The organism is Pseudomonas sp. Pc102 (assembly GCF_018408275.1).
Taxonomy (GTDB): Bacteria; Pseudomonadota; Gammaproteobacteria; order Pseudomonadales; family Pseudomonadaceae; genus Metapseudomonas; species Metapseudomonas tohonis.
Window position 1 is genome coordinate 3,703,424 of sequence record NZ_AP021905.1, and the last position, 26,570, is coordinate 3,729,993.

Annotated in this window: 8 protein-coding genes; all 8 read left to right on the forward strand. The window is 69.6% G+C overall.

What is annotated here, in order from left to right; all coding sequences use genetic code 11:
- Positions 1–9: 9 nt before the first annotated feature.
- The 8 genes from PHLH3_RS17020 to ppk2 all read left to right on the forward strand — a co-directional run bounded on the left by PHLH3_RS17020 (position 10) and on the right by ppk2 (position 25,956).
- A complete protein-coding gene (locus tag PHLH3_RS17020) occupies positions 10–864 on the forward strand; it encodes a formylglycine-generating enzyme family protein (RefSeq protein ID WP_213625051.1) in 855 nt (284 codons plus the stop codon).
- 112 nt (positions 865–976) lie between these two features.
- Positions 977–2,629 carry a cyclic peptide export ABC transporter gene (locus PHLH3_RS17025; RefSeq protein ID WP_213625052.1) on the forward strand — a complete coding sequence of 551 codons (1,653 nt, stop codon included), beginning with the start codon at positions 977–979 and terminating at the stop codon, positions 2,627–2,629.
- A 141-nt stretch (positions 2,630–2,770) separates the two neighbouring features.
- Positions 2,771–10,660 carry a non-ribosomal peptide synthetase gene (locus PHLH3_RS17030; RefSeq protein ID WP_213625053.1) on the forward strand — a complete coding sequence of 2,630 codons (7,890 nt, stop codon included), beginning with the start codon at positions 2,771–2,773 and terminating at the stop codon, positions 10,658–10,660.
- Entirely contained in the window at positions 10,660–22,407 is an 11,748-nt protein-coding gene (locus PHLH3_RS17035; RefSeq protein ID WP_244862897.1) for a non-ribosomal peptide synthetase, read from the forward strand. Before PHLH3_RS17030 ends, PHLH3_RS17035 begins: the two co-directional genes overlap by 1 nt.
- A gap of 62 nt (positions 22,408–22,469) precedes the next feature.
- The gene (locus PHLH3_RS17040) at positions 22,470–23,420 is read left to right on the forward strand and encodes an alpha/beta hydrolase (RefSeq protein ID WP_213625054.1); all 951 of its coding nucleotides are present in this window, start codon (positions 22,470–22,472) and stop codon (positions 23,418–23,420) included.
- Between the two features lie 378 nt (positions 23,421–23,798).
- On the forward strand, positions 23,799–24,176 hold the full coding sequence (locus PHLH3_RS17045; protein ID WP_213625055.1) for a DUF3302 domain-containing protein: 378 nt from the start codon (positions 23,799–23,801) through the stop codon (positions 24,174–24,176).
- 3 nt (positions 24,177–24,179) lie between these two features.
- Positions 24,180–25,139, forward strand: a complete 960-nt coding sequence (locus PHLH3_RS17050; protein ID WP_213625056.1) for a biotin/lipoyl-binding protein — start codon at positions 24,180–24,182, stop codon at positions 25,137–25,139.
- Between the two features lie 13 nt (positions 25,140–25,152).
- Positions 25,153–25,956 carry a polyphosphate kinase 2 gene (ppk2, locus tag PHLH3_RS17055; protein ID WP_213625057.1) on the forward strand — a complete coding sequence of 268 codons (804 nt, stop codon included), beginning with the start codon at positions 25,153–25,155 and terminating at the stop codon, positions 25,954–25,956.
- Positions 25,957–26,570: the final 614 nt, after the last annotated feature.

Here is a 26,570-nt window from a genome sequence, read left to right on the forward strand (position 1 = left end):
AGAACCGCCATGCACGCACTCAAGCCCCTGGCCCTGGTGGCCACCCTGCTCGCCACCACCCCCGCCATCGCTGCCAGGGCGAACGAACCCGGCACCCCGTTCAAGGACTGCAAGGACTGCCCCGAGATGGTCGTGCTGCCCGCCGGCAGCTTCACCATGGGCACGCCCGAGAACGAGCTCGGCCGCCAGCCCGACGAGGGCCCGCTGCACACCGTGACCTTCGCCAGGCCCTTCGCCATCAGCCGGTTCCAGGTGCTGGCCAGGGAGCTGCAGGCCTGGCAGCGCGAGGCCAAGGTCACCCTCCCCGATGGCGACGACCGCCCCGGCCGCCTGTGCAGCAACGGCAAGCCCAGCTACCCGCAGGGCCCCGAGCAACCCGCCGTGTGCATCAGCTACGACGAGGTGAAGGCCTATGTCGCCTGGCTGTCGAAGAAGACCGGCAAGCACTACCGCATGCTCAGCGAGGCCGAACGCGAGTACGCCGCCCGCGCCGGCAGCGAGGGCCCGTTCCCCTTCCCCCTCGACGAAGGCAAGGACTACAGCATCGCCCGGCACGCCAACACCTACGGCGCCGCCGACGGCTACAACTACACCTCCCCGGCGGGCAGCTTCCCGGCCAACGCCTTCGGCGTCCACGACATGCATGGCAACGTCTACGAATGGGTGGCCGACTGCCAGAACGACGACTACCAGGGCGCCCCCGTCGACGGCAGCCCGTGGCTGGCCGGCAACTGCGCATCCCGCATGATCCGCGGCAATGACTACTCCGAGGCGCCGATCTTCTCCCGCTCCGGCAACCGCAACGACCGCGACCCCGCCACCCGTGGCGACTGGCTGGGCTTTCGCGTCGCCCGCGAGCTCTGAGCCCGCCGCGCCGCCGCGCTAAATCCACCCCGCGACGACTCGTCTTCTCTCTACACAGCCCCAGGTTCACCGCCAGGGGCTGCCTCCCCATGCGGTGAACGAGGCCGATTCCATGACTTCATCCCCACGCAGCGCCACCCGAGAACTCCTGAGCCTGATCAAGCCCTACCGCTCGACCCTGTTCGTCTCGATCCTGTGCGGCATCCTCGGCGGCCTGAGCGTCACGGCGCTGCTGGCCACGGTCAACCAGGGCCTGCACAGCGAGGCCGGCATCGACCGCCAGGTCGTGCTGGCCTTCGTCGGCCTGTGCGCCGTCGCCCTGATGGCCAGCATCGCCGCCGACATCGGCAGCAACTCGGTGGGCCAGCGGGTCATCGCGCTGCTGCGCAAGGACCTGGGGGCCAAGGTGCTCGCCGCGCCGATCGAGCAGATCGAGCGCTATCGCACCCACCGGCTCATCCCGGTGCTGACCCACGACGTCGACACCATCAGCGACTTCGCCTTCGCCTTCGCCCCCCTGGCCATCTCCATGACCGTGGTGCTCGGCTGCCTGGGCTACCTGGCCACGCTGTCGCTGCCCATCTTCGCGCTCACGCTGCTGGCCATCGGCATCGGCTCGGCCGTGCAGTTCGTCGCGCAGAGCAAGGGCCTGCGGGGCTTCCACGCCGCCCGCGACGCCGAGGACAACCTGCAGAAGCACTACCAGGCGATCTCCGAGGGCGCCAAGGAACTGCGCATCCACCGCCCGCGCCGCCAGCGCATGCTCAAGGACAACATCCAGGGCACCGCCGACTTCATCTGCCAGACCCATATCCGCGCGATCAACATCTTCGTCATCGCCAAGAGCTTCGGCTCGATGCTGTTCTTCGTGGTGATCGGCCTGGCCCTGGCCATGCAGTCGATCTGGCCGAGCGCCAACCCGGAGGTGATGAGCGGGTTCGTCCTCGTCCTGCTCTACATGAAGGGGCCGCTGGAGAACCTGATCGGCAACCTGCCCATCGTCGGCCGCGCGCAAATCGCCTTCCGCCGCATCGCCGACCTGGCCGAGCGCTTCTCCTCGCCGGAGCCGCACCTGCTGCTGGACACGCCGCCCCGGCCCGCCCCCGCGCTGCACCGCCTGGAGCTGCGCAACGTGCAGTACGCCTTCCCGGCGGTGGACGGCAACGCCCCGTTCACGCTCGGCCCGATCGACCTGGATGTCGAGGCCGGCGAGATCCTCTTCATCGTCGGCGAGAACGGCTGCGGCAAGACCACCCTGATCAAGCTGCTGCTGGGCCTGTACAGCCCGCAGCAGGGCGAGATCCGGGTCGACGGCCAGGCCATCGACGCCAAGGGCCTGGACGAATACCGGCAGCTGTTCACCACGGTGTTCGCCGACTACTTCCTGTTCGAGGACGTGCTCGCGTCCGACCGGGCCATCCCCCAGGACGCCACCCAGTACCTGGAGCGCCTGGAGATCGCCCACAAGGTCAGCGTCAAGGATGGACGCTTCACCACCACCGACCTGTCCACCGGGCAACGCAAGCGCCTGGCGCTGGTCAACGCTTGGCTCGATGAGCGCCCGGTGCTGGTGTTCGACGAATGGGCCGCCGACCAGGACCCGACCTTCCGGCGCATCTTCTACACCGAGCTGCTGCCGGACCTGAAGCGCATGGGCAAGACGATCGTGGTGATCTCCCACGACGACCGCTATTTCGACATCGCCGACCAGCTGATCCGCCTGCAGACCGGCAGGATCACCCGCGACACCCCCGCCCTCGCCTGACCCCTTCGCGGCGGGCGCCCCGGCGTGCCCGCCCAGCTTCCCCGCCACCTCCGGCAAAGCGCCCCAGGCGCCTAAATCCCACTCGCCAGCCTTCGTCTTCATGACAACGTTTGTTTTCAGCCGACGGCCACGAGATCGACAATGAAGCAACTCCCCTCCCTGCCCGATGACGACCTGCTGGCCCTGCTGCTCGCCGACGAGGGCGAACCGAGCGACGCCATCCGCCGCCTTCCCGACCCGGGCCCCCGCCCGCTTTCATTCGCGCAGCAACGCCTCTGGCTGGCGCAGCAGATCGATCCCCAGGGCTCGGCCTACAACCTGCCGCGCGCCTTCACCATCCGTGGCCCGTTGCAGGCGGACCTGCTGGAGATCGCCATCGGCAAGGTCGTCGACCGACACGACATCCTGCGCAGCCGTTTCGAGGCCGCCGATGGCACGCCCAGGCAGTGCGTGGACGCCTCCGCCACCGTGCCCCTGGAGGTCCACGACCTTTCGACGCTGGCCGCAGCGGAGCGCGCAGAGCGGCTCGCCCGGCACATCCGGCGGGAGGCCGCGACACCCTTCGATCTCGCCCGGGCGCCGCTGCTGCGCTGCACGCTGCTGCGCATGGGCCGCGATGAGCACACTCTGCTGCTGACTCTGCACCACATCGTCTCGGATGCCTGGTCCAACCCCATCCTCATGCAGGACCTGACAAGGGGCTACCTGCAGGCGGCGAACGGCGACGACCGCCCGTTGCCGCGCCCCGCCATCCAGTACGCCGACTACGCCCACTGGCAGCGCGAGGTCTACCCGGGCAGCGCCGCCTTCGAGAACGCCCACCACTACTGGCGCACCTACCTGGGCGCGGACGTCCCGCCGCTCGCCCTGCCCCTCGACCGGGCGCCGCAACCCACCGCCCCGGCGACGGCCAGGCAGCTCGCGCACGACCTGCCGGGCGACCTGGTGCAGCGCCTCGGCGCACGCTGCCAGGCGCTTGGCGTGGCGCCCTTCGTCATGCTGCTGGGTGCCTGGCAGCTGCTGCTGGCGCACTACAGCGGCCAACGCGAATTCACCGTCGGCGTGCCCAACGCCGGGCGCAACCGCGCCGAAACCCAGGAGCTGGTGGGCTGCTTCGTCAACACCCAGGTCTACAAGGCCCGCATCGACGGCGCGCAGACCGGCCTGGCATTCCTCCAGGGGTTGCGCCAGCAGTCGCTGGCCGCCATGGAGCATGCCGACTACCCCATCGAATACCTGCTCGAACACCTCGACCTGCAGCGCAGCGCCGAGGGCAACCCGCTGTTCCAGACGCTCTTCAACTGGCGGGTCGCCGACGCGGGCACCGTCGCGCCGGCCATCGCCGGCCTGTCCATCGAGCCCCTGGAAGCGGGCGAGCAGGACGCCAAGTTCGACCTCTCGCTGGACGTCGAATCCTCGCCCCACGGCCTGCGCGCGACCCTGGAATACCGCGCCTGCGCATTCGACGAGGACACCGTGGCCCGCATCGCCCGCCACTGGCAGCACCTGCTGCAGGGGCTGGTGGAGCACCCCGAGCGGCCCCTCGGTGAGCTCGCCACCCACCCCGAGCAGGAACGCCAGGCACGCCTGGCGCAGAGCCGTGGCCCGGTCGTGGCGCCGGCCCTGCAACCCATCCACCTGGCCATCGCCGCCCAGGCAAGGGCGACCCCCGAGGCCCCGGCGGTGCGGTTCGAACAGCGCACCCTGAGCTACGCCGAACTGGAGCGCCAGGCCAACCGCCTGGCGCATCGCCTGCTGGCCGAGGGCGTGGGCCCGGACGTGCGAGTCGGCATCGCCCTGCCCCGCTGCCCGGAGCTGGTCATCGCCCTGCTCGCCGTGCTCAAGGCCGGCGGCGCCTACGTGCCGCTGGACCCCGGCTACCCGCGCGAGCGACTGGCGTACATGATCGAAGACAGCGCCATCGCCGTGCTGCTCACCCAGGCCGCGCTGGCAGGGCAGCTGCCCGTCCCCGATGCGCTGCCGACCCTGGAACTGGATGCGGCCCGGCCGATCTGGAGCGAGGGCCCGGCGCACGCTGTCGACGCTGCCGCCCACCCCGAACAGCTCGCCTACATGATCTACACCTCCGGCTCCACCGGCCGTCCCAAGGGCGTGCAGGTGCGCCATGGCGCGCTGAGCAACCACATGCAGTGGATGCAGGGCGCGATCCCCCTGTGCGCCGAGGACCGGGTGCTGCAGAAGACCGCCATCAGCTTCGATGCCTCGGTCTGGGAGTTCTGGCTGCCGCTGATGAGCGGCGCGCAACTGGTGCTGGGCTCCTCCGCACTGGCCGAGGACCTGTCGCTGCTGTGGCGGGAAGTCGCCGAACACCGCATCACCCACCTGCAGATGGCCCCCTCGCTGATGCGCGGCCTGCTGCCCCACGGCCAGGCCGGGCAACTGGATTCCCTGCGCCTGCTGGCACTCGGCGGCGAGGCCCTGGACAACGCGCTGCTGCTCCAGATCGGCCAGCACTGGGCCGGCCCGCTGGTGAACCTCTACGGCCCCACCGAAAGCACCATCGATGCCTGCTTCCAGCGCTTCGACCTCGCCGAGGCGCCCGGCGAGGCGATGCCGCCGATCGGCCGCGCCATCGACAACCTCGCCTGCTACGTCCTCGACGAGCACCTGCAGCCCTGCCCCATCGGCGTCAGCGGCGAGCTGTACATCGGTGGCGCCGGGCTCGCCCGGGGCTACCACGGCCAGCCCGCGCTGACCGCCGAGCGCTTCGTCGCCGACCCGTTCTCGGACGGTGGCCGCCTCTACCGCACCGGCGACCTGGCCCGCTATCGCCAGGACGGCCGCCTCGAATGCCTGGGGCGCACCGACCACCAGGTCAAGATCAGGGGCCTGCGCATCGAACTGGGCGAGATCGAAGCCGCCATCGCCCAGCTGCCCCTGGTTCACCAGGCCGCCGTGCTCGCCGTGGACATGACCGCCGGCCGCCAGCTGGTGGCCTACTGGAGCCCCCGCGAAGCCGCCCGGGGCGACGAGCAGGCGCTGCGTACGGAGCTGATGCAGGCCCTGGCACAACGGCTTCCCGAGCACATGGTGCCGGCGCACTGGGTGATGCTCGACCGCCTGCCGCTGACCGCCAACGGCAAGCTCGACCGCGCCGCGCTGCCCCACCCCGATGCCAGCGCCACCCAGCGCCCCTGGCAGGCGCCGCAGAACGAGCTGGAGCGGCGCATCGCGGCGATCTGGCAGGAGGTGCTCAAACGCGAGCGCATCGGCATCGACGAGAACTTCTTCGAGCTGGGCGGCGACTCCATCCTGTCGATCCAGGTCGTCAGCCGCGCCCGGCAGGACGGCCTGCGCTTCACCCCCAGGGACCTCTTCAACAACCAGACCATCCGTGGCCTGGCCACCGTCGCCCAGGTGCTGGAGCACGACGCGCCCGTGGCGGACCAGGGCCCGGTGACCGGTGCGGCACCGCTGCTGCCCGTGCAGCACGCCTTCTTCGAGCGTGAACTGCCCCAGCGCCACCACTGGAACCAGTCGGTGCTGCTGCGACCGGCCCAGCCCCTGCAGCCCGACCTGCTGACCCGCGCCCTGCACGCGCTGGTCAGCCACCACGACGCCCTGCGCATGGCCTTCCACCAGCGGGCCGATGGCTGGCACGCCGAGTACCGGGGCCTCCACGACGACCCGGAACTGCTCTGGCAGCGCCGCCTGGAGCGACTGGCGGACCTGGAGCCCCTCGCGCAGCAGGCCCAGCGCAGCCTGGACCTGGCCAAGGGCCCGCTGCTGCGGGCGCTGCTGGTGGACTGCGCCGACGAAGGCCAGCGCCTGCTGGTGGTGATCCACCACCTGGTGGTCGACGGCGTCTCCTGGCGCATCCTGCTGGACGACCTGCAGACGGCCTACCGCCAGCTCCAGGCCGGCGAGCCCCTGCAACTGCCGGCCAAGACCAGCGCCTTCAGGCAATGGGGCGAGCGGCTCCAGGCCTACGCGGCCACCCGGGCCGGGCATGCGCTGCACTGGGCCGAGGAGCCCGCGTGCGGCGACGCGCTGCCGGGCGCCCGGGCCGATGCCAGCCTCTCGTCCCGGCACGCCGAGACGGTCGACATCTGCCTCGACCCGGAGCGTACGGCGAAGCTGCTCAACAGCGCCCCCGCCGCCTACCGGACGCGGATCAACGACCTGCTGCTCACCGCCCTCGCCCGGGCCCTGTGCCGCTGGACCGGCGCCCCGTCGGCCCTGGTGGAGCTGGAAGGCCATGGCCGCGAAGACCTGTTCGACGAGCTCGACCTGACCCGCACCGTGGGCTGGTTCACCAGCCTGTACCCGGTACGCCTGGCCCCGCAGGGGGACATCGGCGCCTCGATCAAGGCGATCAAGGAACAGCTGCGCACGGTCCGCGACAACGGCATCGCCTTCGGGGCACTGCGCTACCTGGGTGATGAGGAAACCCGCCGGCGCCTGGCGGCGCTGCCCACTCCGCGCGTCACCTTCAACTACCTGGGCCAGTTCGACGGCAGCTTCGACGACGCCTCGGGCGCGTTCCTGGCCCCCTGCGCGGGCCCGAGCGGCGACGAGCGCGACGCCGCCGCGCCCCTGGGCAACTGGCTGACCATCAACGGCCAGGTGTACGACGGCCGCCTCGGCCTCAGCTGGACCTTCAGCCGCGAGATGTTCGACCGCGACGCCATCGCCGCCGTGGCCAACGACTGCCTGGCCGAGATCGAGCAGTTGGTGGAACACTGCTGCACCGGCCGCGCCCTGGGCGTGACGCCCTCGGACTTCCCCCTGGCCAGGCTCGACCAGGCGCAGCTGGACGCCCTGCCAGTCGCCGCCGAGGACATCGAGGACATCTTCCCGCTGTCGCCCATGCAGGAAGGCCTGCTGGTGCACACGCTGCTCGAACGGCATTCCGGCATCTACTTCATGCAGGAGTGCTACGTCATCCGCGAGGCACTCGACTATGCCGAGTTCCGCTCCGCCTGGCGCCAGGTGATCCAGCGCCACGAGGCGGTGCGCGCCTCCTTCGTGTGGAACACCGGTGGCGAGCTGCTGCAGGTGATCCGTCGCGCCCCCGAGGTCGATGTCGCGCTGCTGGACCTCAGCCTGCTGCCCGCCGACGAAGCCAAGGCCCGTATCGAGGCCATGCTCGAAGCGGAGCGCAAGGCCGGCTTCGACCTGGCCGATGCGCCGCCGATCCGCTTCCACCTCTTCCGCCTGCCCGACCAGACCCACCTGTTCGTCATGAGCAACCACCACATCCTGCTCGATGCCTGGTGCCGCTCGTTGCTGATGGCCGACTTCTTCGAGATCTACCGCGCACGCCTGGAGGGCCGCCAGGAACACCTGGAGACGCCCTACCGCTTCCGCCACTTCATCGAATGGCTGCAACGGCAGGCGCCCGAAGCCGCCGAGGCGTTCTGGCGCCAGCAGCTCGAAGGGTTCGAGCAGCCCACCGCCCTGCCGATGGACAGGCCGCCGGTAGGCGAGCAGGCGGCACCGTCCGCCATCGACGACAACTACACCTGGCTGGAGCTCGACGAGAGCCGCCTGCTGCAGGAGCGCGCCACCCAGTACCGCCTGACCCTGAACACCTTCGTCCAGGCGGCCTGGGCCCTCACCCTGCATCACCATTCGCGGGCCCGGGACCTGGTCTTCGGCGTGACCGTATCCGGCCGCCCGGCGCACATCCCGGAGATGCAGCGCACCGTGGGGCTGTTCATCAACAGCGTGCCCCTGCGCGTCGGCATTCCCGAACCGCACCTGGGCACCGGCGTGCTCGAATGGCTGCAGGGCATACTCGCGACCAACGTCGCGATGCGCGAGTACGACTACCTGCCGCTGGTGAAGATCCAGGCGTGCAGCGAGCTGCAACCGGGCCTCTCGCTGTTCGACACCCTGTTCGTGTACGAGAACGCGCCGCTCGACGATTCGGTCGGCGAGGACGCCAGGAACCTCGGCGTGGCCGCCGAGTCCTCGCGCACCCACACCAACTACCCGATCACCGCCGTCATCTACCCCGGCGAGCAGATGGGCCTGCACCTGTCCTACGACACGCGCTACTTCGACCGCGCGACCATGGACGCGATGCTCGCGCGCTTCCGCGGCTTCCTGGTCGCCCTCGCCCATGGGCTGGAAGGCCCGGTCGAGCCGTTGCTGGACGCCGGGGCGGACGACCCCGAGCAGGTCCTGCGCCATAACCGGACCCAGGTCGGGCACGACCTGTCGACCGGCTACGTGGCGCAGTTCGAGGCCCGCGTCGACCGCCACCCCGAGCGGATCGCCGCCTCCTGCGAGGCCCGCAGCTGGACCTACCGCGAGCTGGACGGCCACGCCAACCGCCTCGGCAACCGCCTCGTCGAGGCCGCGGTGGTGCCCGACCAGGCCGTGGCCCTGCTGGCGGACCGCGACCTCGAACTGCTCGGCATGATGATCGGCACCTTCAAGGCCGGGGCCGGCTACCTGCCCCTGGACCCCAGCCACCCGGACGAGCGCCTGAGCGACATCCTGCAACGCAGCCGCGCACCGGCGCTGGTCTGCACGGCGGCCCATCGCCAGCGCGCCCTGGCACTGATCGCCGGCGCCCAGCGGGAGATCGAGCTGATCGTCTGGGAGTCGTTGCCGCACGGCCCGCACCGCGAGGCGCGGCCCGGCATCCCGACCGGGCCGCGCCACCTGGCCTACGTGATCTTCACCTCCGGCTCCACCGGCCAGCCCAAGGGCGTGATGGTGGAGCAGGCCGGCATGCTCAACAACCAGTTGAGCAAGGTGCCCTACCTCGGGCTGGACGAGCACGACGTCATCGCCCAGACCGCCTCCCAGGCCTTCGACATCTCCGTCTGGCAGTTCCTCACCGCACCGCTGTATGGCGCCCAGGTACGGATCTTCCCCGACGCCGTCTCGCGCCACCCCGCCGCGCTGCTGGAGCAGACGCGTGCGCACCGCATCTCCGTGCTGGAGATCGTCCCGGCCCTGATCCAGGCGATGTTGGAGGAGCCGCCCCAGCCCCTGCCCGGGCTGCGCTGGCTGCTGCCCACCGGCGAGGCCCTGCCGGCGGAGACGGCCGCCGCCTGGCTGCGCCGCTACCCGGGCATCCCCATGGTCAACGCCTATGGCCCCGCCGAGTGCTCGGATGACGTGGCGTTCTGCACGCTGACCCCGGCCTCCGCCCAGCGCCCCGTCGTGCCCATCGGCCACCCCACCGACAACAACCGCCTGTACCTCCTGGACGACTACCTCGCCCTGGTTCCGGACGGCGCCACCGGCGAGATCGGCGTGGCCGGCGTCGGCGTCGGCCGCGGCTACTGCGCCGACCCGGTGCGCACCGCCCTGCAGTTCGTGCCCAACCCCTTCGCCCTGGTGCCCGGCGAACGCCTGTACCGCACCGGCGACCTGGCGCGCCGGCGCACGGACGACCACGCCCTCGAATACATCGGCCGTGTCGACCACCAGGTGAAGATCCACGGTTTCCGCATCGAGCCCGGCGAGATCGAGGCCCGCATCGCCCAGTACCCTGGCATCCGGGAAGCCGCCGTACTGGTCTGCGACAGCGGCCGGGGCAAGCAGCTGGTGGCCTTCCTCACCCTGCACGAAGGCGCCGAGGCGCTGGCCGAGGACCTCGAGCGGCTGCGCGCCTTCCTCAAGAGCCAGCTGCCCGCCTACATGGTGCCGCCGCTGTTCCAGGTGCTGGAACAGATGCCGCGCAACGCCAACGGCAAGCTCGACCGCAAGGTGCTGGCGACCCTGGAGCTGCGCACCGCCGCGCAGCTGCACCGCCCGCCGGAAGGCGCCCTGCAGGAAGGTGTCGCCGCCATCTGGCGCGCCGTGCTGGGCATCGAGCAGGTCGGCCAGGACGACAACTTCTTCGCCCTGGGCGGCAACTCGCTGCTGGCGACCCAGGTGATCTCGCGGGTCCATCTGGAGCTGAAGATCGAGGCGCCGCTGGCCAGCCTGTTCGAAAGCGCGACCTTCGAGGATTTCGCCGGCCGGCTCGCCGCCCACCAGACCCCCACCACCGATTCTGACCTGAGTGATCTGTTCGATCTGCTCGATGTGCTGGAGACGCACTGATGCAAAGCCACTCCCTGTCCGCCCTGGTCGAACGCTTCATCAAGCTCCCCGCCGAGCCGCGCAAGACGCTGTACCGGCAGATGAGCGACAAGGGCATCAGCCTGTCGCGCCTGCCCATCCCGGTCACCCGGGGCCAGTTCGAGCACCTGCCGCTGTCCTTCGCCCAGGAGCGCCAGTGGTTCCTCTGGGAGCTGGACCCCACCAGCACGGCCTACAACATGCCCCTGGCCCTGCGCCTGCGCGGCCCGCTGGACCGCGCCGCCCTGCAGCATGCGTTCGACGGCCTGGTGGCACGCCACGAGAGCCTGCGCACCCGCTTCTACGAGCACGACGCCCGCCGCTACCAGCGCGTCGAGGCAGCGGCGCCGCTGGCCATCGTCGACGAGACGCTGCCGCCGGGAACCGACCTGCACAGGCACCTGGAAGCGCTGATCGACGAGCCGTTCGACCTGCTCGCCGGTGACCTGCTGCGGGTGCGCCTGATCCCGCTCGGCGAGCAGGAACACATCCTGCTGCTGGTGCAGCACCACATCATCTCCGACGCCTGGTCCATGCAGGTGATGGCCCAGGAACTGGTGCAGCTCTACAGCGCCCGCCAGGCCGGCCAGCCGGACGCCCTGGAGCCGCTGCCCATCCAGTACGGCGACTACGCGCTCTGGCAGCGGCACTGGATGGAAGCCGGCGAACGCGACCGCCAGCTGGGCTGGTGGAAGGCCCAGCTGGGCGCCCACCACCCCGTGCTGGAACTGCCCACCGACCGCCCCCGCCCAGCCGTGCAGGGTAGCGGCGGTGCCAGCCTGGACGTACCGCTGCCCGCTGCGCTGGCGCGCCGCCTGCACGCGCTGGCCCAGCAGGAAAACGCCACGCCCTTCATGCTCCTGCTGGCCTCCTTCCAGGCCCTGCTGCACCGCTACAGCGGCCAGCAGGAAATCCGCGTCGGCGTGCCCGTGGCCAACCGCCAGCGCGCGGAAGTCCAGCGGCTGATCGGCTTCTTCGTCAACACCCAGGTGCTCAATGCGCGCTTCGAGGAGAACCCCGGCTTCCGGGCCCTCCTGCAACAGGTGCGGCAGCTGGCCCTGGGCGCGCAGACCCACCAGGACCTGCCCTTCGAGCAACTGGTGGAAGCCCTGCAACCCGAGCGCAGCCTCAGCCACACGCCGCTGTTCCAGGTGATGTACAACCACCTGCAGGCGGAGCGCGGCATGCCAGCCCAGGGCTCCGCCGCGCTGCAGGTCGAGCCGGTGCCGCGCGAGGTGCGCAGCGCCCAGTTCGACCTCAGCCTCACCACCTTCGAATCGACGGAGGGCCTCACCGCCACGCTGGTGTACGCCACCGACCTGTTCGAGGCGGCCACCATCGAGCGCATGGCCGGCCATTGGCTGGGCCTGCTGGAAGCCATGGTCACCCGGCCCGATGCGCCCATCGCCGAGCTGCCGCTGCTCTCGCCCGCCGAGCGCGAAACCCAGCTGCACGGCTGGAACGCCACGGCCACCGAGTACCCACTGAGCACGCCGGTGCACCAACTGATCGAAGCCCAGGTGCAGCGCACCCCGGACGCCCCGGCCCTGGCCTTCGGCGCTGAAACGCTCAGCTACGCCGCACTCAACCGCCGCGCCAACCGCCTGGCCCATGCGCTGATCGCCCGTGGCGTAGGGCCGGACAGCCTGGTGGGCATTGCCGTCGAGCGTTCGATAGAAATGGTCGTGGGCCTGCTGGCGATTCTCAAAGCCGGCGGCGCCTATGTGCCGCTGGACCCGGAATACCCGGCCGAGCGCCTGGCCTACATGCTCGACGACAGCGGCGTGAAGCTGCTGCTGAGCCAGTCGCACCTGGAGCTACCGCTGGCCGAAGGTGTGCAGCGCATCGATCTGGACATTGAGTCGCTGGCTGATTTCCCGGAAGCCAATCCGGGTGTCGTGCTGGATGCCGAAAACCTCGCCTATGTGATCTACACCTCCGGCTCCACCGGCAAGCCCAAGGGCGCCGGCAACCGTCATTCGGCGCTGACCAACCGCCTGTGCTGGATGCAACAGGCCTATGGCCTGGATGACCGCGACAGCGTGCTGCAAAAGACCCCGTTCAGCTTCGACGTGTCGGTCTGGGAATTCTTCTGGCCGCTGATGACGGGCGCCCGTCTGGTCGTTGCCGCTCCGGGCGATCACCGTGATCCGGCCAGGCTGGTGGCGCTGATCGAGCGCGAAAACATCACCACGCTGCACTTCGTCCCTTCCATGCTCCAGGCCTTCCTGCTGGACCCTCAGGTGGAGCGCTGTGTCAGCCTCAAGCGCATCGTCTGCAGCGGTGAAGCCCTGCCGGTGGATGCTCAACAGCAGGTGTTTGCGCGCCTGCCGCAAGCCGGGCTCTACAACCTCTACGGCCCCACCGAGGCGGCCATCGACGTCACCCACTGGACCTGCGTCGACGAAGGCAAGGATGCGGTGCCCATCGGCCAGCCCATCGCCAACCTGGGCTGCTACATCCTCGATGCCAACCTTGAGCCGGTCCCCATCGGAGTGCTGGGTGAGCTGTATCTGGCAGGTGCCGGCCTGGCTCGTGGTTATCACCGTCGCCCGGCTCTGACCGCCGAACGCTTCGTCGCCAATCCCTTCGTGGCCGGCGAGCGCATGTACCGCACCGGTGACCTGGCGCGCTATCGCCAGGACGGCGTGATCGAGTACGCCGGGCGTATCGACCACCAGGTGAAGATCCGTGGCCTGCGCATCGAGCTGGGCGAGATCGAAGCGCGGCTGATGGAGCTGGATGAGGTCCGGGAAGCCGTGGTGCTGGCCGTCGACCAGCGACTGGTGGGTTATGTGGTGCCCGCTCAACGCGATCTGGACACCGAACAGCTGGCCAGCCAGCTGCGCCAGGGGCTGCCGGACTACATGATCCCGGCCCAGTGGGTGCTGCTGGAGGCCATGCCCCTCAGCCCCAACGGCAAGCTGGAGCGCAAGGCGCTGCCGCAGCCGGATGCCGTGCAGTCGCGCAAGGAATACGTGGAGCCGCAAGCCGGCCTGGAACGCCAGCTGGCGGATATCTGGCAGGCCCTGCTCGGGGTCGAGCGGGTTGGCCGCCACGACGGCTTCTTCGAGCTGGGTGGGCATTCGCTGCTGGCCACCCAGGTGGTGTCGCGCGTACGCCAGCAACTGCAACGGGAGGTGTCGCTGCGCACGCTGTTCGAGCACCCGCAGCTGAGCGATTTCGCCCGGGCCATCGAGCGACCGCTGGCCCAGGCCGAGCCGCCGCTGCTGCCGGTTTCCCGCGAGCAGCCGCTGCCGTTGTCCTATGCCCAGGAGCGCCAGTGGTTCCTCTGGCAACTGGAGCCGGAAAGCGCCGCCTATCACATCCCTTCGGCGCTGCGCCTGAAGGGCGAGCTGGATATCGCCGCCCTGGAGCGGGCGTTCAGCGACCTGATCGCACGGCATGAATCGTTGCGCACGCACTTCGGCCAGCAACAGGACACCACCGTCCAGATCATCGCAGCGCCCTACCCGCTTTCCATCGACCTGGATCACCTGGCAGCCACGGCCACCGCCGAGAGCTGGCTGCAAGCGGAGATCAGCCGTCCGTTCGACCTGCGCCGGGGGCCCCTGCTGCGTGCCCGCCTGCTGCGCCTGGACGAGCGCGACCACATCCTGGCGGTCACCCTGCACCACATCGTCGCCGATGGCTGGTCCATGCAACTGATGGTCGAGGAGCTGGTCCGGCTCTACCACGGCCATGCGCAAGGGCTCGCCACCAGCTTGCCGGCGCTGCCGATCCAGTACGCCGACTACGCCGCCTGGCAACGCCAGTGGATGGACGCCGGCGAACGTGACCGGCAACTGGCCTACTGGACGGCGCAGCTCGGTGGCGAACAACCGGTGCTCGAACTGCCGCTGGACCACCCGCGCCCGGCCGTCAGCCGCCACCTGGGGGCGCGCCTGCACTTCGAGATCCCCGCGGAACTCACCGCCCGCCTCAAGCAACTGGCCCGCCAGCACGACATGACCCTGTTCACCCTGCTGCTGGCCTCCTTCCAGGCCCTGCTGCACCGCTACAGCGGCCAGGCGGACATTCGCATCGGCGTGCCCATCGCCAACCGCAACCGCCTGGAAACCGAGGGCCTGATCGGCTTCTTCGTCAACACCCTGGTGCTGCGCGCCGAACTCGACGGCCAGATGCCGCTGCCGGCCCTGCTGAAGCAGGCCAGGCAGGCCCTGCTCGCCGCCCAGGCGCACCAGGACCTGCCCTTCGAGCAGCTGGTGACCGCCCTCTCGCCCGAGCGCAGCCTGGCCCACAGCCCGCTGTTCCAGGTGATGTACAACCACCAGACCGCCAGCGGCAGCGAGCGCGCCCTGCCCGTGATCGCCGACCTCGAAGTCGACGCCATGGGCTGGAGCCACCACACCGCCCAGTTCGACCTGACCCTGGACACCTTCGAGCGCCAGGGCGACGACGGCACCCTGCAGGCGATCCTCACCTACGCCACCGACCTGTTCGAAGCGGCCACCGTAGAGCGCATGGCCTATCACTGGCGCAACCTGCTCGGCGCCATGGTCGCCAGCCCCAACCAGCGCCTGGCCGAGCTGCCGATGCTGTCCAGCGCCGAACAACAGGCCAACCTGCTGGCCTGGAACCCCGCGCCCACGCGCTTCCCGGTGGAGTCCTGCCTGCACTCGCTGTTCGAACAGCGCGCCGCCGAGGCGCCCGACTCCATCGCCCTCAGCTTCGAAGGCCAGACCCTGGCCTATGGCGAACTCAACCGCCGCGCCAACCGAATAGCCCATCGCCTGATCGCCGAAGGCGTGCGACCGGACACCCTGGTCGGTCTGGCCGCCGGGCGGGGCCTGGAGGTGATCGTCGGCCTGCTGGCGATCCTCAAGGCGGGCGGTGCGTACGTGCCGCTGGACCCGGCCTACCCGGAAGATCGCCTCGCCTACCTGATCGAAGACAGTGGCTTGCAACTGCTCCTGGCTGAAGACAGTGCCCGCGAGCGTCTGGCCATTCCCGCACAGGTCCGCGTACTGCCCCTGGAAGCCGATAGCGGTGAAGGCCGTGACGACAACCCCAACGTGGCCCTCAGCCCCGCCAACCTGGCCTATGTGATCTACACCTCCGGCTCCACCGGCCAGCCCAAGGGCGCTCTGCTCAGCCACGCCAACGCCCTGCGTCTGTTCACCGCCACCGACGCCTGGTTCGGCTTCGGCCCGCAGGATGTCTGGAGCCTGTTCCACTCTTTCGCTTTCGACTTCTCGGTGTGGGAGATCTTCGGCGCGCTGCTGTACGGCGGTCGCCTGGTGATCGTGCCGCAGTGGGTGACCCGCTCGCCCGATGAGTTCCACGGCTTGCTCTGCCGCGAAGGCGTCACCGTGCTCAACCAGACGCCGTCGGCCTTCAAGGCGCTGATGGGCGTGGCTTGCTCTGCCGGCAGCCAAGCCAACGCACTGCGCTATGTGGTGTTCGGTGGCGAAGCGCTGGAAGTGAAGGGCCTGGCGCCCTGGTTCGAGCGTTTCGGCGATACCCAGCCGCGCCTGGTGAATATGTACGGCATCACCGAAACCACGGTTCACGTGACTTGGCGTCCGCTGTCGAAGGCCGACCTGCACCAGGCCGCCAGCAGCCCCATTGGCGAGGCCATCCCCGACCTGACCTGGTACCTGCTCGATGGCGCCCTCAACCCCGTCGCCCAGGGCTGTACCGGCGAGCTGTATGTCGGCGGCCCGGGCCTGGCCCGTGGTTACCTCAAGCGTCCGGCATTGAGCGCCACACGCTTCGTGCCCAACCCCTTCTCCAAGGACGGCGAGCGGCTGTACCGCACCGGCGACCTGGCGCGCTACCGCAGTGATGGCGTGATCGAGTACATCGGCCGCCTGGACCAGCAGGTGAAGATCCGTGGCTTCCGCATCGAGCTGGGCGAGATCGAAGCGCAGCTGCTGGCGCACGCATCGATCCGCGAAGCGGCGGTGCTGGCCCAGGACGGCAATGGCGGCCCGCAGCTGGTGGCCTACCTGGTGCCTGGCGGCGACTTCGAAGAGGCCAGCCTGCGCGAGGCCCTGAAAGCCCACCTGCGCGAACACCTGCCGGACTACATGGTGCCGGCGCACCTGCTGTTCCTCGACCACCTGCCGCTGACCACCAACGGCAAGCTCGACCGCAAGGCGCTGCCGGCGCTGGATGCCAGCGTGGTGCAGGCCGCCTACGTGGCGCCGCGCAACGACCTCGAACGGGGTATCGCCGACATCTGGCAGGACATCCTCAAGGTCGCGCGCATCGGCGTGACCGACAACTTCTTCGAGCTGGGCGGGGATTCGATCATCTCCATCCAGGTGGTGAGCCGGGCGCGCCAGGCGGGCATCCTGTTCACCCCGAAGGACCTGTTCCTGCACCAGAGCGTGCAGGAGCTGGCCGCCGTCGCGCGCCTCGGCGAAGCCCAGGTCATCGACCAGGGGCCGGTGACCGGGCCGCTCGCCCTGCTGCCCATCCAGCAGACCTTCTTCGACACCGAAATCCCCCAGCGCCAGCACTGGAACCAGGCCGTCCTGTTGCGCCCGACTGCCCGGTTGCAACCGGTGCTGCTGGAACGGGCACTGGCGGCCCTGCTGGTCCACCACGACGCCTTGCGCCAACGCTTCGCCCAGCACAACGGTGCCTGGCAGGCCCAGGTGCTCGCACCCGACGCCCTGCGCCCGGTGCTCTGGCACCGCCAGTTGCCCACGGTTGCTGAGCTCCCGGCCCTCGCCGACCAGGCCCAGCGCAGCCTCGCCCTGGAATCGGCCGAGCTGGTCCGTGCCGTGCTGGTCGACCTGGCCGACGGCAGCCAGCGCCTGCTGCTGGCCATCCACCACCTGGCGGTGGACGGGGTTTCCTGGCGCATCCTCTTCGAGGACCTGCAAAGCCTCTACCGCCAGCTCGACGCCGGACACACACCGACGCTGCCCGCCAAGACCAGCTCCACCCAGGCCTGGGCCGAGCGCCTGCACGGCTATGCCGCGAGCACCGCCGGCCGCGCCGCCCTGCCCTACTGGCTGGCACAACTGGCCGACGCCCCGGTCGACCTGCCTTGCGACAACCCCCACGGCAGCCTGTGCAACAGCCAGGCCAGGACCCTCAGCAGCCACCTCGACCAGGCCGCCACCCGGCGCCTGCTGCATATCGCCCCGGCGGCCTACCGCACCCAGATCAACGACCTGCTGCTGACCGCCCTCGCCCGCGTCGTCGCCCGCTGGAGCGGCCACCCGGACGTGCTCGTGCAACTGGAAGGCCACGGCCGCGAGGACCTGTTCGACGACATCGACCTCACCCGCACCGTGGGCTGGTTCACCAGCCTGTTCCCGGTGAAGCTGAGCGTTGGCGACGACCTCGCCGGCTCGATCAAGGGCGTCAAGGAAACCCTGCGCGCCCTGCCCGACAAGGGCCTGTCGTTCGGTGCCCTGCGCCACCTGGGCGAGGCCGACACCCGCCAGCGCCTGGCCGCCCTGCCGACGCCGCGCATCACCTTCAACTACCTGGGCCAGTTCGATAACAGCTTCGACGATGCCGAAGGCGCGCTCTTCGTGCCGGCGCCGGAAGGCAGCGGCCAGGAACAGAGCGAGGAGGCCCCGCTGGGCAACTGGCTGACCCTCAATGGGCAGATCTATGGCGGCGAGCTGAACATCGGCTGGACCTTCAGCCAGGACATGTACGACGAGGCCACCATCGCGCGCCTGGCCGAGGCTTACAGCCGCGAGCTGCACGCGCTGATCGAGCATTGCTGCACCGCCGGCAGCCGGGGCGCGACGCCGTCGGACTTCCCCCTGGCCGGGCTGACCCAGGCGCAGCTCGACAGGCTGCCGCTGGACCTGGCGGCGATCGAGGACATCTACCCGCTGTCGCCCATGCAGCAAGGCATGCTGTTCCACACCCTGGAGGCCTCGGAAGCGGCCTACTACATCAACCAGATGGCGGTGGACGTCGACGGCCTGGATGCCGAGCGCTTCATCGCGGCCTGGGACGCGGTGATCGCCCGCCACGAGGTCCTGCGCACCGGATTCTGCAGCGAGAGCCACCTGGCCCAGCCCCTGCAGGTGGTCTACCGCAGCGCCCGCCTGCCGGCGACGCTGCTGGACTGGAGCCAGCGCGAGGTGACGCCCGAGGCCCTGCCGGCCCTGGCCGAGGACGAGGCCGCACGCGGCTTCGACCTGCTGCAAGCGCCGCTGATGCGCCTGACCCTGGTCACCCTGGGGAACGGCCGCGCGCACCTGGTGTGGACCAGCCACCACATCCTCATGGACGGCTGGAGCAACTCGCGCCTGCTGGGTGAAGTGCTGGAAACCTACAACGGCCTGGAGCCCGCGCCGCGCCGTGGCCGCTACCGCGACTACATCGCCTGGCTGCAGGCCCAGCCCGGCGAACCCCTGGAAGCCTTCTGGCGGCAGAAGCTGCAAGCCCTCGAAGGACCGACCCTGCTCGCCGACCACCTGGCGCCGCGCCCCGACGCCAATGGCGTCGGCCACCAGGCGCTGTACCTGCACTGGGACCGCGACGCCACGCAGCACCTGCGCGAGCAGGCCCAGCGCTTGCGCGTCACCCCCAACACCCTGATCCAGGCCGCCTGGCTGTTGCTGCTGCAGCGCTGCACGGGGCAGGCCACCGTCTGCTTCGGTGCCACCGTGGCCGGCCGCCCCACCAGCCTGCCCGGCGCCGACGAGATGCTCGGCCTGTTCATCAACACCCTGCCGATCATCCAGACGCCGCGCCCCGAGCACTCGGTGCGCCAGTGGCTGGAACAGCTGCAGGGCTACAACGTCGAGGTGCGCGAGCGCGAACACACCCCGCTGGCGGAGCTGCAACGCTGGTCCGGCCAGGGTGGCCAGGCGCTGTTCGACAGCATCATCGTGTTCGAGAACTACCCGGTGGACGAACGCCTGCAGGAGGCGGAGCAGGAGCACCTGCGCTTCGGCAAGGTCAACGGGCGCGACGTGACCAACTTCGCCATGGACCTGGCGGTGCACCTCGAAGACACCTTCAGCATCGAGTTCCTCTACCTGCGCAACGCCTTCACCGAAGAGGCCGTGCAGCTGATCCGCAGCAGCTTCGAAACCCTGCTGCGGGCGCTGCTGGCGCAGCCGGACGCGCGCATCGGCAGCCTGCCGATGCTGCCCCCGGCGGAGCTGGCGCTGCTCGAGGAGCAGAACCACTTCCTGCCCTCGCAGGCCCAGCCGCTGCTGGCGGAGCAGATCCGTCGGCACGCCCTGGTGCAGCCCGAGGCGATCGCCGCGGTGTGCGCCGGGCACAGCCTGAGCTACGCCGAGCTGGAGCAGCGCGCCACCCACCTGGCCGCCGAACTGAACCAGCGGGGCATCGGCCCGGAGAGCATCGTCGGCGTCGCCCTGGAACGCTCGGTGGACACCCTGGTGGCCTTCTACGCGGTGATGAAGACCGGCGCGGCCTACGTCCCGCTGGACATCGAGCACCCCGCCGAGCGCCTGCGCTGGGTGGTGGAGGACTCCGCCATGCGCCTGCTGATCAGCAGGCGCCCGCTGTGCGAGCGCTTCGACGGCTTCTGGGCAACGCCGCTGCTGCTGCTCGACGAGCCGCTGCCCGCACGTGCCGCCGACGAGCTGCCGGTGCACGCCGAAGGGGGCCACCTGGCCTACCTGATCTACACCTCCGGCTCCACCGGCAAGCCCAAGGGCGTGGCGGTGGCCCACGAGGCCATCCGCATGCACTGCCAGGCCATCGGCGAGCTGTACGAGATGACGGCGCAGACCCGCGAGCTGCTGTTCATGTCCTTCGCCTTCGACGGTGCCCAGGAGCGCTGGCTGACCACCCTGTCCCACGGGGGTTGCCTGGTGATCCGCGACAACCGCCTGTGGACCGCCGAGGAAACCTGGCAGGCCCTGCACGAACAGCGCATCGACATCGCCTGCTTCCCGCCCGCCTACCTGCAGCAACTGGCCGAATATGCCCAGGCCCGGGAGCAGTCGCCGCCGCCGGTGCGGGTCTACTGCTTCGGCGGCGACGCGGTGGCCGAGGCCAACTTCGAGCGGGTCAAGCGCGCGCTGAAGCCGGTCACCCTGACCAATGGCTACGGCCCCACCGAGACGGTGGTCACGCCGATGCTGTGGAAGACCGCCGCCAGCGGCACCTGCGGCGCCCGCTACGCGCCCATCGGCTCGCGGGTCGGCCAGCGCAGCCTCTACGTGCTGGACGGCCACCTCAACCCGGTACCCCGTGGCGTCGCCGGCGAGCTCTACATCGGTGGCGAAGGCCTCGCACGCGGCTATCACCAGCGCCCGGGGCTCACCGCCGAACGCTTCGTCGCCGACCCCTTCTCCATCGGCGGCCGCCTGTACCGCACCGGTGACTGGGTGCGCCAGCGCGCCGATGGCGTCATCGACTACCTCGGCCGCCTGGACAACCAGATCAAGATCCGTGGCTTCCGCATCGAGCCGGGCGAGATCGAGGCGCGCCTGCGGGCCCTGCCCGGCATCCAGGACGCCGTGGTGGTCGCCCGCGAGGTCAACGGCAGCCAGCAACTGATCGGCTACGTGTCCGGCGCCGCCGACCTGCAGGGCGACAGCCTGCGCGCGGCGCTGCAGGGCGAGCTGCCGGAGTACATGGTGCCTGTGCACATCGCCGTGCTGCCGGCCCTGCCGCTCAACGCCAACGGCAAGGTCGACCGCAACGCGCTGCCGGCGCCCGACCTCGGGCTGCGCACCTTCGTCGCACCGCGCAACGACACGGAACGCGCCCTGGCGGACATCTGGCAGGAGGTGCTGGAGATCGAGCGGGTCGGGGTCACCGACAACTTCTTCGAACTCGGTGGCGACTCGCTGCGCATCCTCAAGGTGCTGTCGAAGCTGCGCGCCCGCCCGGAACTCGGGCTGACCCTGAAGCTGCGCGACATGATCGGCAAGCCCACCATCGCCGAGCTGTCCGGCTACGACGAGCAGGTACGCGAACCCGATCCGCTGCTGGCGCTCAACACGCCCGGCCAGGCCGGCGCGGCGCTGTTCTGCCTGCACGCGGGCTTCGGCACGGTGTTCGACTACGAGCCCCTGGCCCGACGGCTCGAAGGGCGCTGCAGCGTCCATGGCATCCAGTGCCGCATGCTGCTGGACCGGGACTGGCAGGACCACTCCCTGGAGGCCATGGCCATCGACTACACCCGCTTCATCCGCCGGCAGCAGCCCGAGGGGCCGTACCGCCTGCTGGGCTGGTCGCTGGGCGGCGCGCTGGCGTTGCTGGTGGCCCAGGAGCTGGAGCGCCAGGGGCAGGAGGTCGAGCAGGTCGGTTTGGTGGACTGCTTCACCCCGGTCGGGTCGCACGAGGACGACGGCGAAGGCTGGGAGCGCGAGCTGAGCGCCTTCCTCGCCACCCTGCTGGGCGTGCCCGCTGATGCGCTGCCGCGCACGCCGCTGCCCCCGGGCAGCGATTCGCAGGCGGTGCGCCGCTGGATCACCGAGGCCCTGGAGGCTGCCGGCGCCCATGTCGCCCGCTCGGCCATCACGGCGGACGAGCTGGCCCAGACCTTCCTCGCGGCGATGAAGCTCAAGCACCTCTCGCTGGCCTGGCGGCACGTGCCCCGCATCGCGGCGCCGACGGCCTGCTGGTGGGCGACGCAGGGCCGGCCCGCCGGCGAGCAGCGCCTGTTGCAGGGTCACTTCCCCGCTGCCGGCTCGCACCAGGCCGTGGCCGCGGGGCACTACGACATCCTGCGCCACCCGGCCCTGCTCGACGACCTCCTCGAATGGGTGCTGGACAGCGAGCCGGTCGCAGGCTGACACCCGGCCCCCGGCCTGCCGGGGGCCCCTTTTTCCATCCGTACCGACGATAAGGAACACCTATGTCCCTGGACCCGAATCTCGAAGCCTTCCTGGAGCTGGCCGAGCTGGGACGCTTGAGCGGCAAGAGCCGCCCGATGCACGAGCTCAGCGTCGAGCAGGCGCGACGGGAGTTCTCCACGACCTCGCACGTCCTCGACCCCGACCCGCCGGGCTCGGTGGCGGTGACGCCGCTGGGCATCCCCGCCCGCGACGGCGCGGAGCTGGAGGCTCGCCTCTACCGGGCGGAACACCGGCAGGGCGAAGCGCTGCCGACCATTCTCTACTTCCACGGTGGCGGCTACGTGGTGGGCGACCTGGACTCGCACGACCCGGTGTGCCGCCGCCTGGCCGCCAGCGGGCGCTTCGCGGTGCTGGCCCCGGCCTACCGGCGCGCCCCCGAGGCACCCTTCCCGACCGCCGTCGATGACGCCAGCGACTGCGCCAACTGGCTGGTCGGGCACGCCCGGGAACTGGGCCTCGCCCAGCGCTTCGCCGTGGCCGGCGACAGCGTGGGCGCCACCCTGGCCACCGTCCTCGCCGCCGAAGCGGTGATCGCGCCGGAACGGCAGCACCTGAAGCCCTTCGCCCAGCTGCTGTTCTACCCGGTCACCGACATCAGCCGGCAACGGGAATCCCACCGCCGCTACGCCGAGGGCTACCTGCTGGAAAGCCTGACCCTGGAATGGTTCTACCAGCACTACTGCACCGCCGGGCAACGCCTGGACTGGCGCGCCTCGCCGCTGCTCGGGCCAGCCACCGCACCGCTGGCGCCGACCTACCTGTCGCTGGCCGAGTACGACCCGCTGGTGGACGAAGGCCACGCCTATGCCGACCACCTGCGCCAGGGCGGCACCGAGGTGACCCTGTCCCTGGAACGCGGCTTCACCCACGACTTCCTGCGCATGTCCGGCATCACCGACGAGGTGGCCTCGATCTACCGCAACGCGGAGCAATGGCTGCTCGCGCGCTGACCCGCTCGCCGGATCGTCACCGGCACCCCCTCCGTGCCACCCCGGGCTGAAGCCCGGGCTACGGTGCTGACATGGGCTCTTGTAGGGTGTGCCGCGCGGTGTTCCAGGCAAGGCAGTGGACGCCTGGAACGCCCACCGCATGGGTTTCGCTTCGCTCTACACCATCCTACAAAAGCACGTCCGTAGCCCGGACTTCAGTCCGGGCTGCGCAATTGCGCGCGCGGCGCCCCCTCCGTGCATCGGGGGGTGGAAATCGCCGCGCCGCAAGGCCGCGATCCCCCGCCATGAGCACCGACGCCCGAGGCGACATACGGGCCAAGCGCCGCTCCGTTTTGCCTGCTAGCGTCCTTGTTGCACATACGTGCCAAGGAGGCCGGCATGCTCGACTACGTCGCGCTGGGGATGCTCATTTTCGTGGGTATCGTGCTGTTCTACGGTGTCATCGCGATTCACGACATCCCCTACGAAATCGCGGTACACCGCAAGCATCCACAACAGGATGCCATCCATGTCGCAGGCTGGATCAGCCTGTTCACCCTCCACGCCATCTGGCCGTTCCTGTGGATCTGGGCAACGCTTTATCGCGAAGACCGCGGCTGGGGCTTCGCCACCACGAAAGCGGCGCCCATCGATGACAGGCGCCTACAGGAGCTGGAACATGAACTGGGCGAACTGAAGCTGCGCCTCGCAGCACTGGAAACGCCTCCTGCTCCGACACCCGACACACTCGTGGAACTGCCACGGCAGGAAGGCTGAGCCATGGACCTGTTGCTCATCCTCACCTACGCCGCGATCTGCGTGGCGATTTTCAAGCTGTTCCGTATCCCGCTGAACAAGTGGACCGTGCCGACGGCGGTGCTGGGCGGCATCGTCCTCATCGGTGCGCTGATCTTCCTGATGAACTACAACCACCCTTACTCCGAAGTCTCGCGCAGCTATTTCGTCAGCACCCCGATCGTGCCCGCCGTGAGCGGCCAGGTGATCGAGGTGCCGGTGCAGGGCAACCGCATCCTGGAGAAGGGCGACGTGCTGTTCCGCATCGACCCGACGCCCTTCGAGAACCGGGTCAGGTCGCTCAAGGCGCAGCTCGTCTCGGCCAAGGCCGACCAGTTCCGCGCCAGCGAACTGGCACGGCGCAACGTCGGCAACCTGCGCGACGTCGACACCACCCGGGCGCGCGTGGACGACCTGCAGGCCCAGCTCAACATCGCCCAGTTCGAACTGGACAACACCACCGTGCGCGCGCCGAGCAAGGGCTACGTCACCCAGGTGTCGCTTCGCCCGGGCATCTATGCGGTGAAGATGCCGCTGCGCCCGGCCATGGTCTTCGTCCCCCTGGAGGACCACGCCTACATAGCCTGGATGCGGCAGAACAGCCAGCTGCGCCTGAGCCTGGGCGACGAGGCGGAAATCGCCTTCGACGGCATCCCCGGCGAGGTGTTCGCAGCGCGCGTGAAGATGGTCATGCCGGTGATCGCCGAAGGCCAGGTGCAGCCCAGCGGCAACCTGATCGGCTTCACCGGCTCGCCCCCGGCGGGCCGCGTGCCGGTGGTGCTGGAGGTGACCGACCCCGACTTCGAGCAGTACCGCAGCCTGATGCCGGGGGGCGCCTACGGGCAGGCGGCGCTGTACTCCGAGCATTTCCACCACGTCGCCATCATGCGCAAGATCCTCCTGCGCATGGCCGCGTGGATGAACTACATCTTCCCCTTCCACTGATGGAGCACGGGACATGGCCAGGAAGAAACAGCAGGCTGCCGAGAAGCTGGAGCGCAAGGTCTACGAGAAGGAACTGAAGCGCCTGCACATCGAGCTGGTCAAGCTGCAGCAGTGGGTGGTGGCCAAGGGGCTGAAGGTCTGCGTGATCTTCGAGGGCCGTGATGGCGCCGGCAAGGGCGGCACCATCAAGGCGATCACCGAGCGGGTCAGCCCACGGGTGTTCCGCGTGGTGGCGCTGCCGGCACCCTCCGAGCGCGAGAAGACCCAGATGTACGGCCAGCGCTACCTGCACCACATGCCCGCGGCCGGTGAAGTGGTGATCTTCGACCGCAGCTGGTACAACCGCGCCGGCGTCGAGCGGGTCATGGGCTTCTGCACCGAGGAGCAGGCCGTCAAGTTCCTCTCCGTGGTGCCGCTGTTCGAGAGGATGATCGTCGAGTCCGGCATCCTCCTCATCAAGTACTGGCTGGAAGTCAGCGCCGAGGAGCAGCAACAGCGCCTGGAGGAGCGCATCCACGATGGCCGCAAGATCTGGAAGCTCTCGCCCATGGACATCAAGTCCTTCCGCCGCTGGGACGACTACACCCGCGCCCGCGACGAGATGTTCGCCGCCACCGACTCCTCCTGGGCGCCCTGGTACATGGCGCGCTCCGAAGACAAGCGGCGCGTGCGCCTGAACATCATCAGCCACCTGCTGGCGCAAGTGCCCTACCAGGACATCACCAGGGAGCAGAAGGTCGAGCTGCCCAAGCGCGGCAAGATCGGCCGCTACAAGCCCGTGCCCTACCCCTTCCGCATGGTGGACGAGCGCTTCTGATCCAGGGCGGGCCGGGGTCATTAATGAGCGGGACGTGCGCCATGAAAAGCGCCGCGCCTTCTTGTAGGAGCGAATTCAGTCGCGAAATGCCCTGCATGCAGTTGGACGGCGCTCCACCCGCCCTTCGCAGCCCGGCACGGCACCGCTGGTGGAGGTAAGAAGCGACCTCCACCCTACGCAGCGGCCATGCCCAACGGCCGCACGGCGCTTCGTGTAGGGGTGACTTCAGTCGCCAAGGGCAACGCAGTTGCCCCAGCCCCAACGAATTGGTCGCCACACGCCGCACGTGGTACCTCGGCTGCCATGCCGTAGCGGAGGGATGCGGTTTTCGGCGGAGCACCGTCGACCTCAACGCAACCAGGCGATCGATGCGATTGCACTCTTCACACGACTTCCTGAAACAGTATTAGCGTAGAGTTCACCCCCCCACTGCGCATTCAGCCCCGTATGGACAATCGGCTATCCGTGCACATCGCCTTGCCTGAAGCCAATGCCACGCAACCGAAGCACGGGCGGCGCGCGTGCGCGGCCGGGGCTGCACGAACCGTTCCCGATGACGATCACCTGCTGACAGCTGCCTGCACGTTCGCTCGGCTGCTGGCACCTGCAAAAAA

Excerpts from the sequence above, each read along its gene's own strand:
- PHLH3_RS17020 (WP_213625051.1), top strand. The coding sequence starts at position 10 with ATGCACGCACTCAAGCCCCTGGCCCTGGTGGCCACCCTGCTCGCCACC.
- PHLH3_RS17025 (WP_213625052.1), top strand. The coding sequence starts at position 977 with ATGACTTCATCCCCACGCAGCGCCACCCGAGAACTCCTGAGCCTGATC.
- PHLH3_RS17030 (WP_213625053.1), top strand. The coding sequence starts at position 2,771 with ATGAAGCAACTCCCCTCCCTGCCCGATGACGACCTGCTGGCCCTGCTG.
- PHLH3_RS17035 (WP_244862897.1), top strand. The coding sequence starts at position 10,660 with ATGCAAAGCCACTCCCTGTCCGCCCTGGTCGAACGCTTCATCAAGCTC.
- PHLH3_RS17040 (WP_213625054.1), top strand. The coding sequence starts at position 22,470 with ATGTCCCTGGACCCGAATCTCGAAGCCTTCCTGGAGCTGGCCGAGCTG.
- PHLH3_RS17045 (WP_213625055.1), top strand. The coding sequence starts at position 23,799 with ATGCTCGACTACGTCGCGCTGGGGATGCTCATTTTCGTGGGTATCGTG.
- PHLH3_RS17050 (WP_213625056.1), top strand. The coding sequence starts at position 24,180 with ATGGACCTGTTGCTCATCCTCACCTACGCCGCGATCTGCGTGGCGATT.
- ppk2 (WP_213625057.1), top strand. The coding sequence starts at position 25,153 with ATGGCCAGGAAGAAACAGCAGGCTGCCGAGAAGCTGGAGCGCAAGGTC.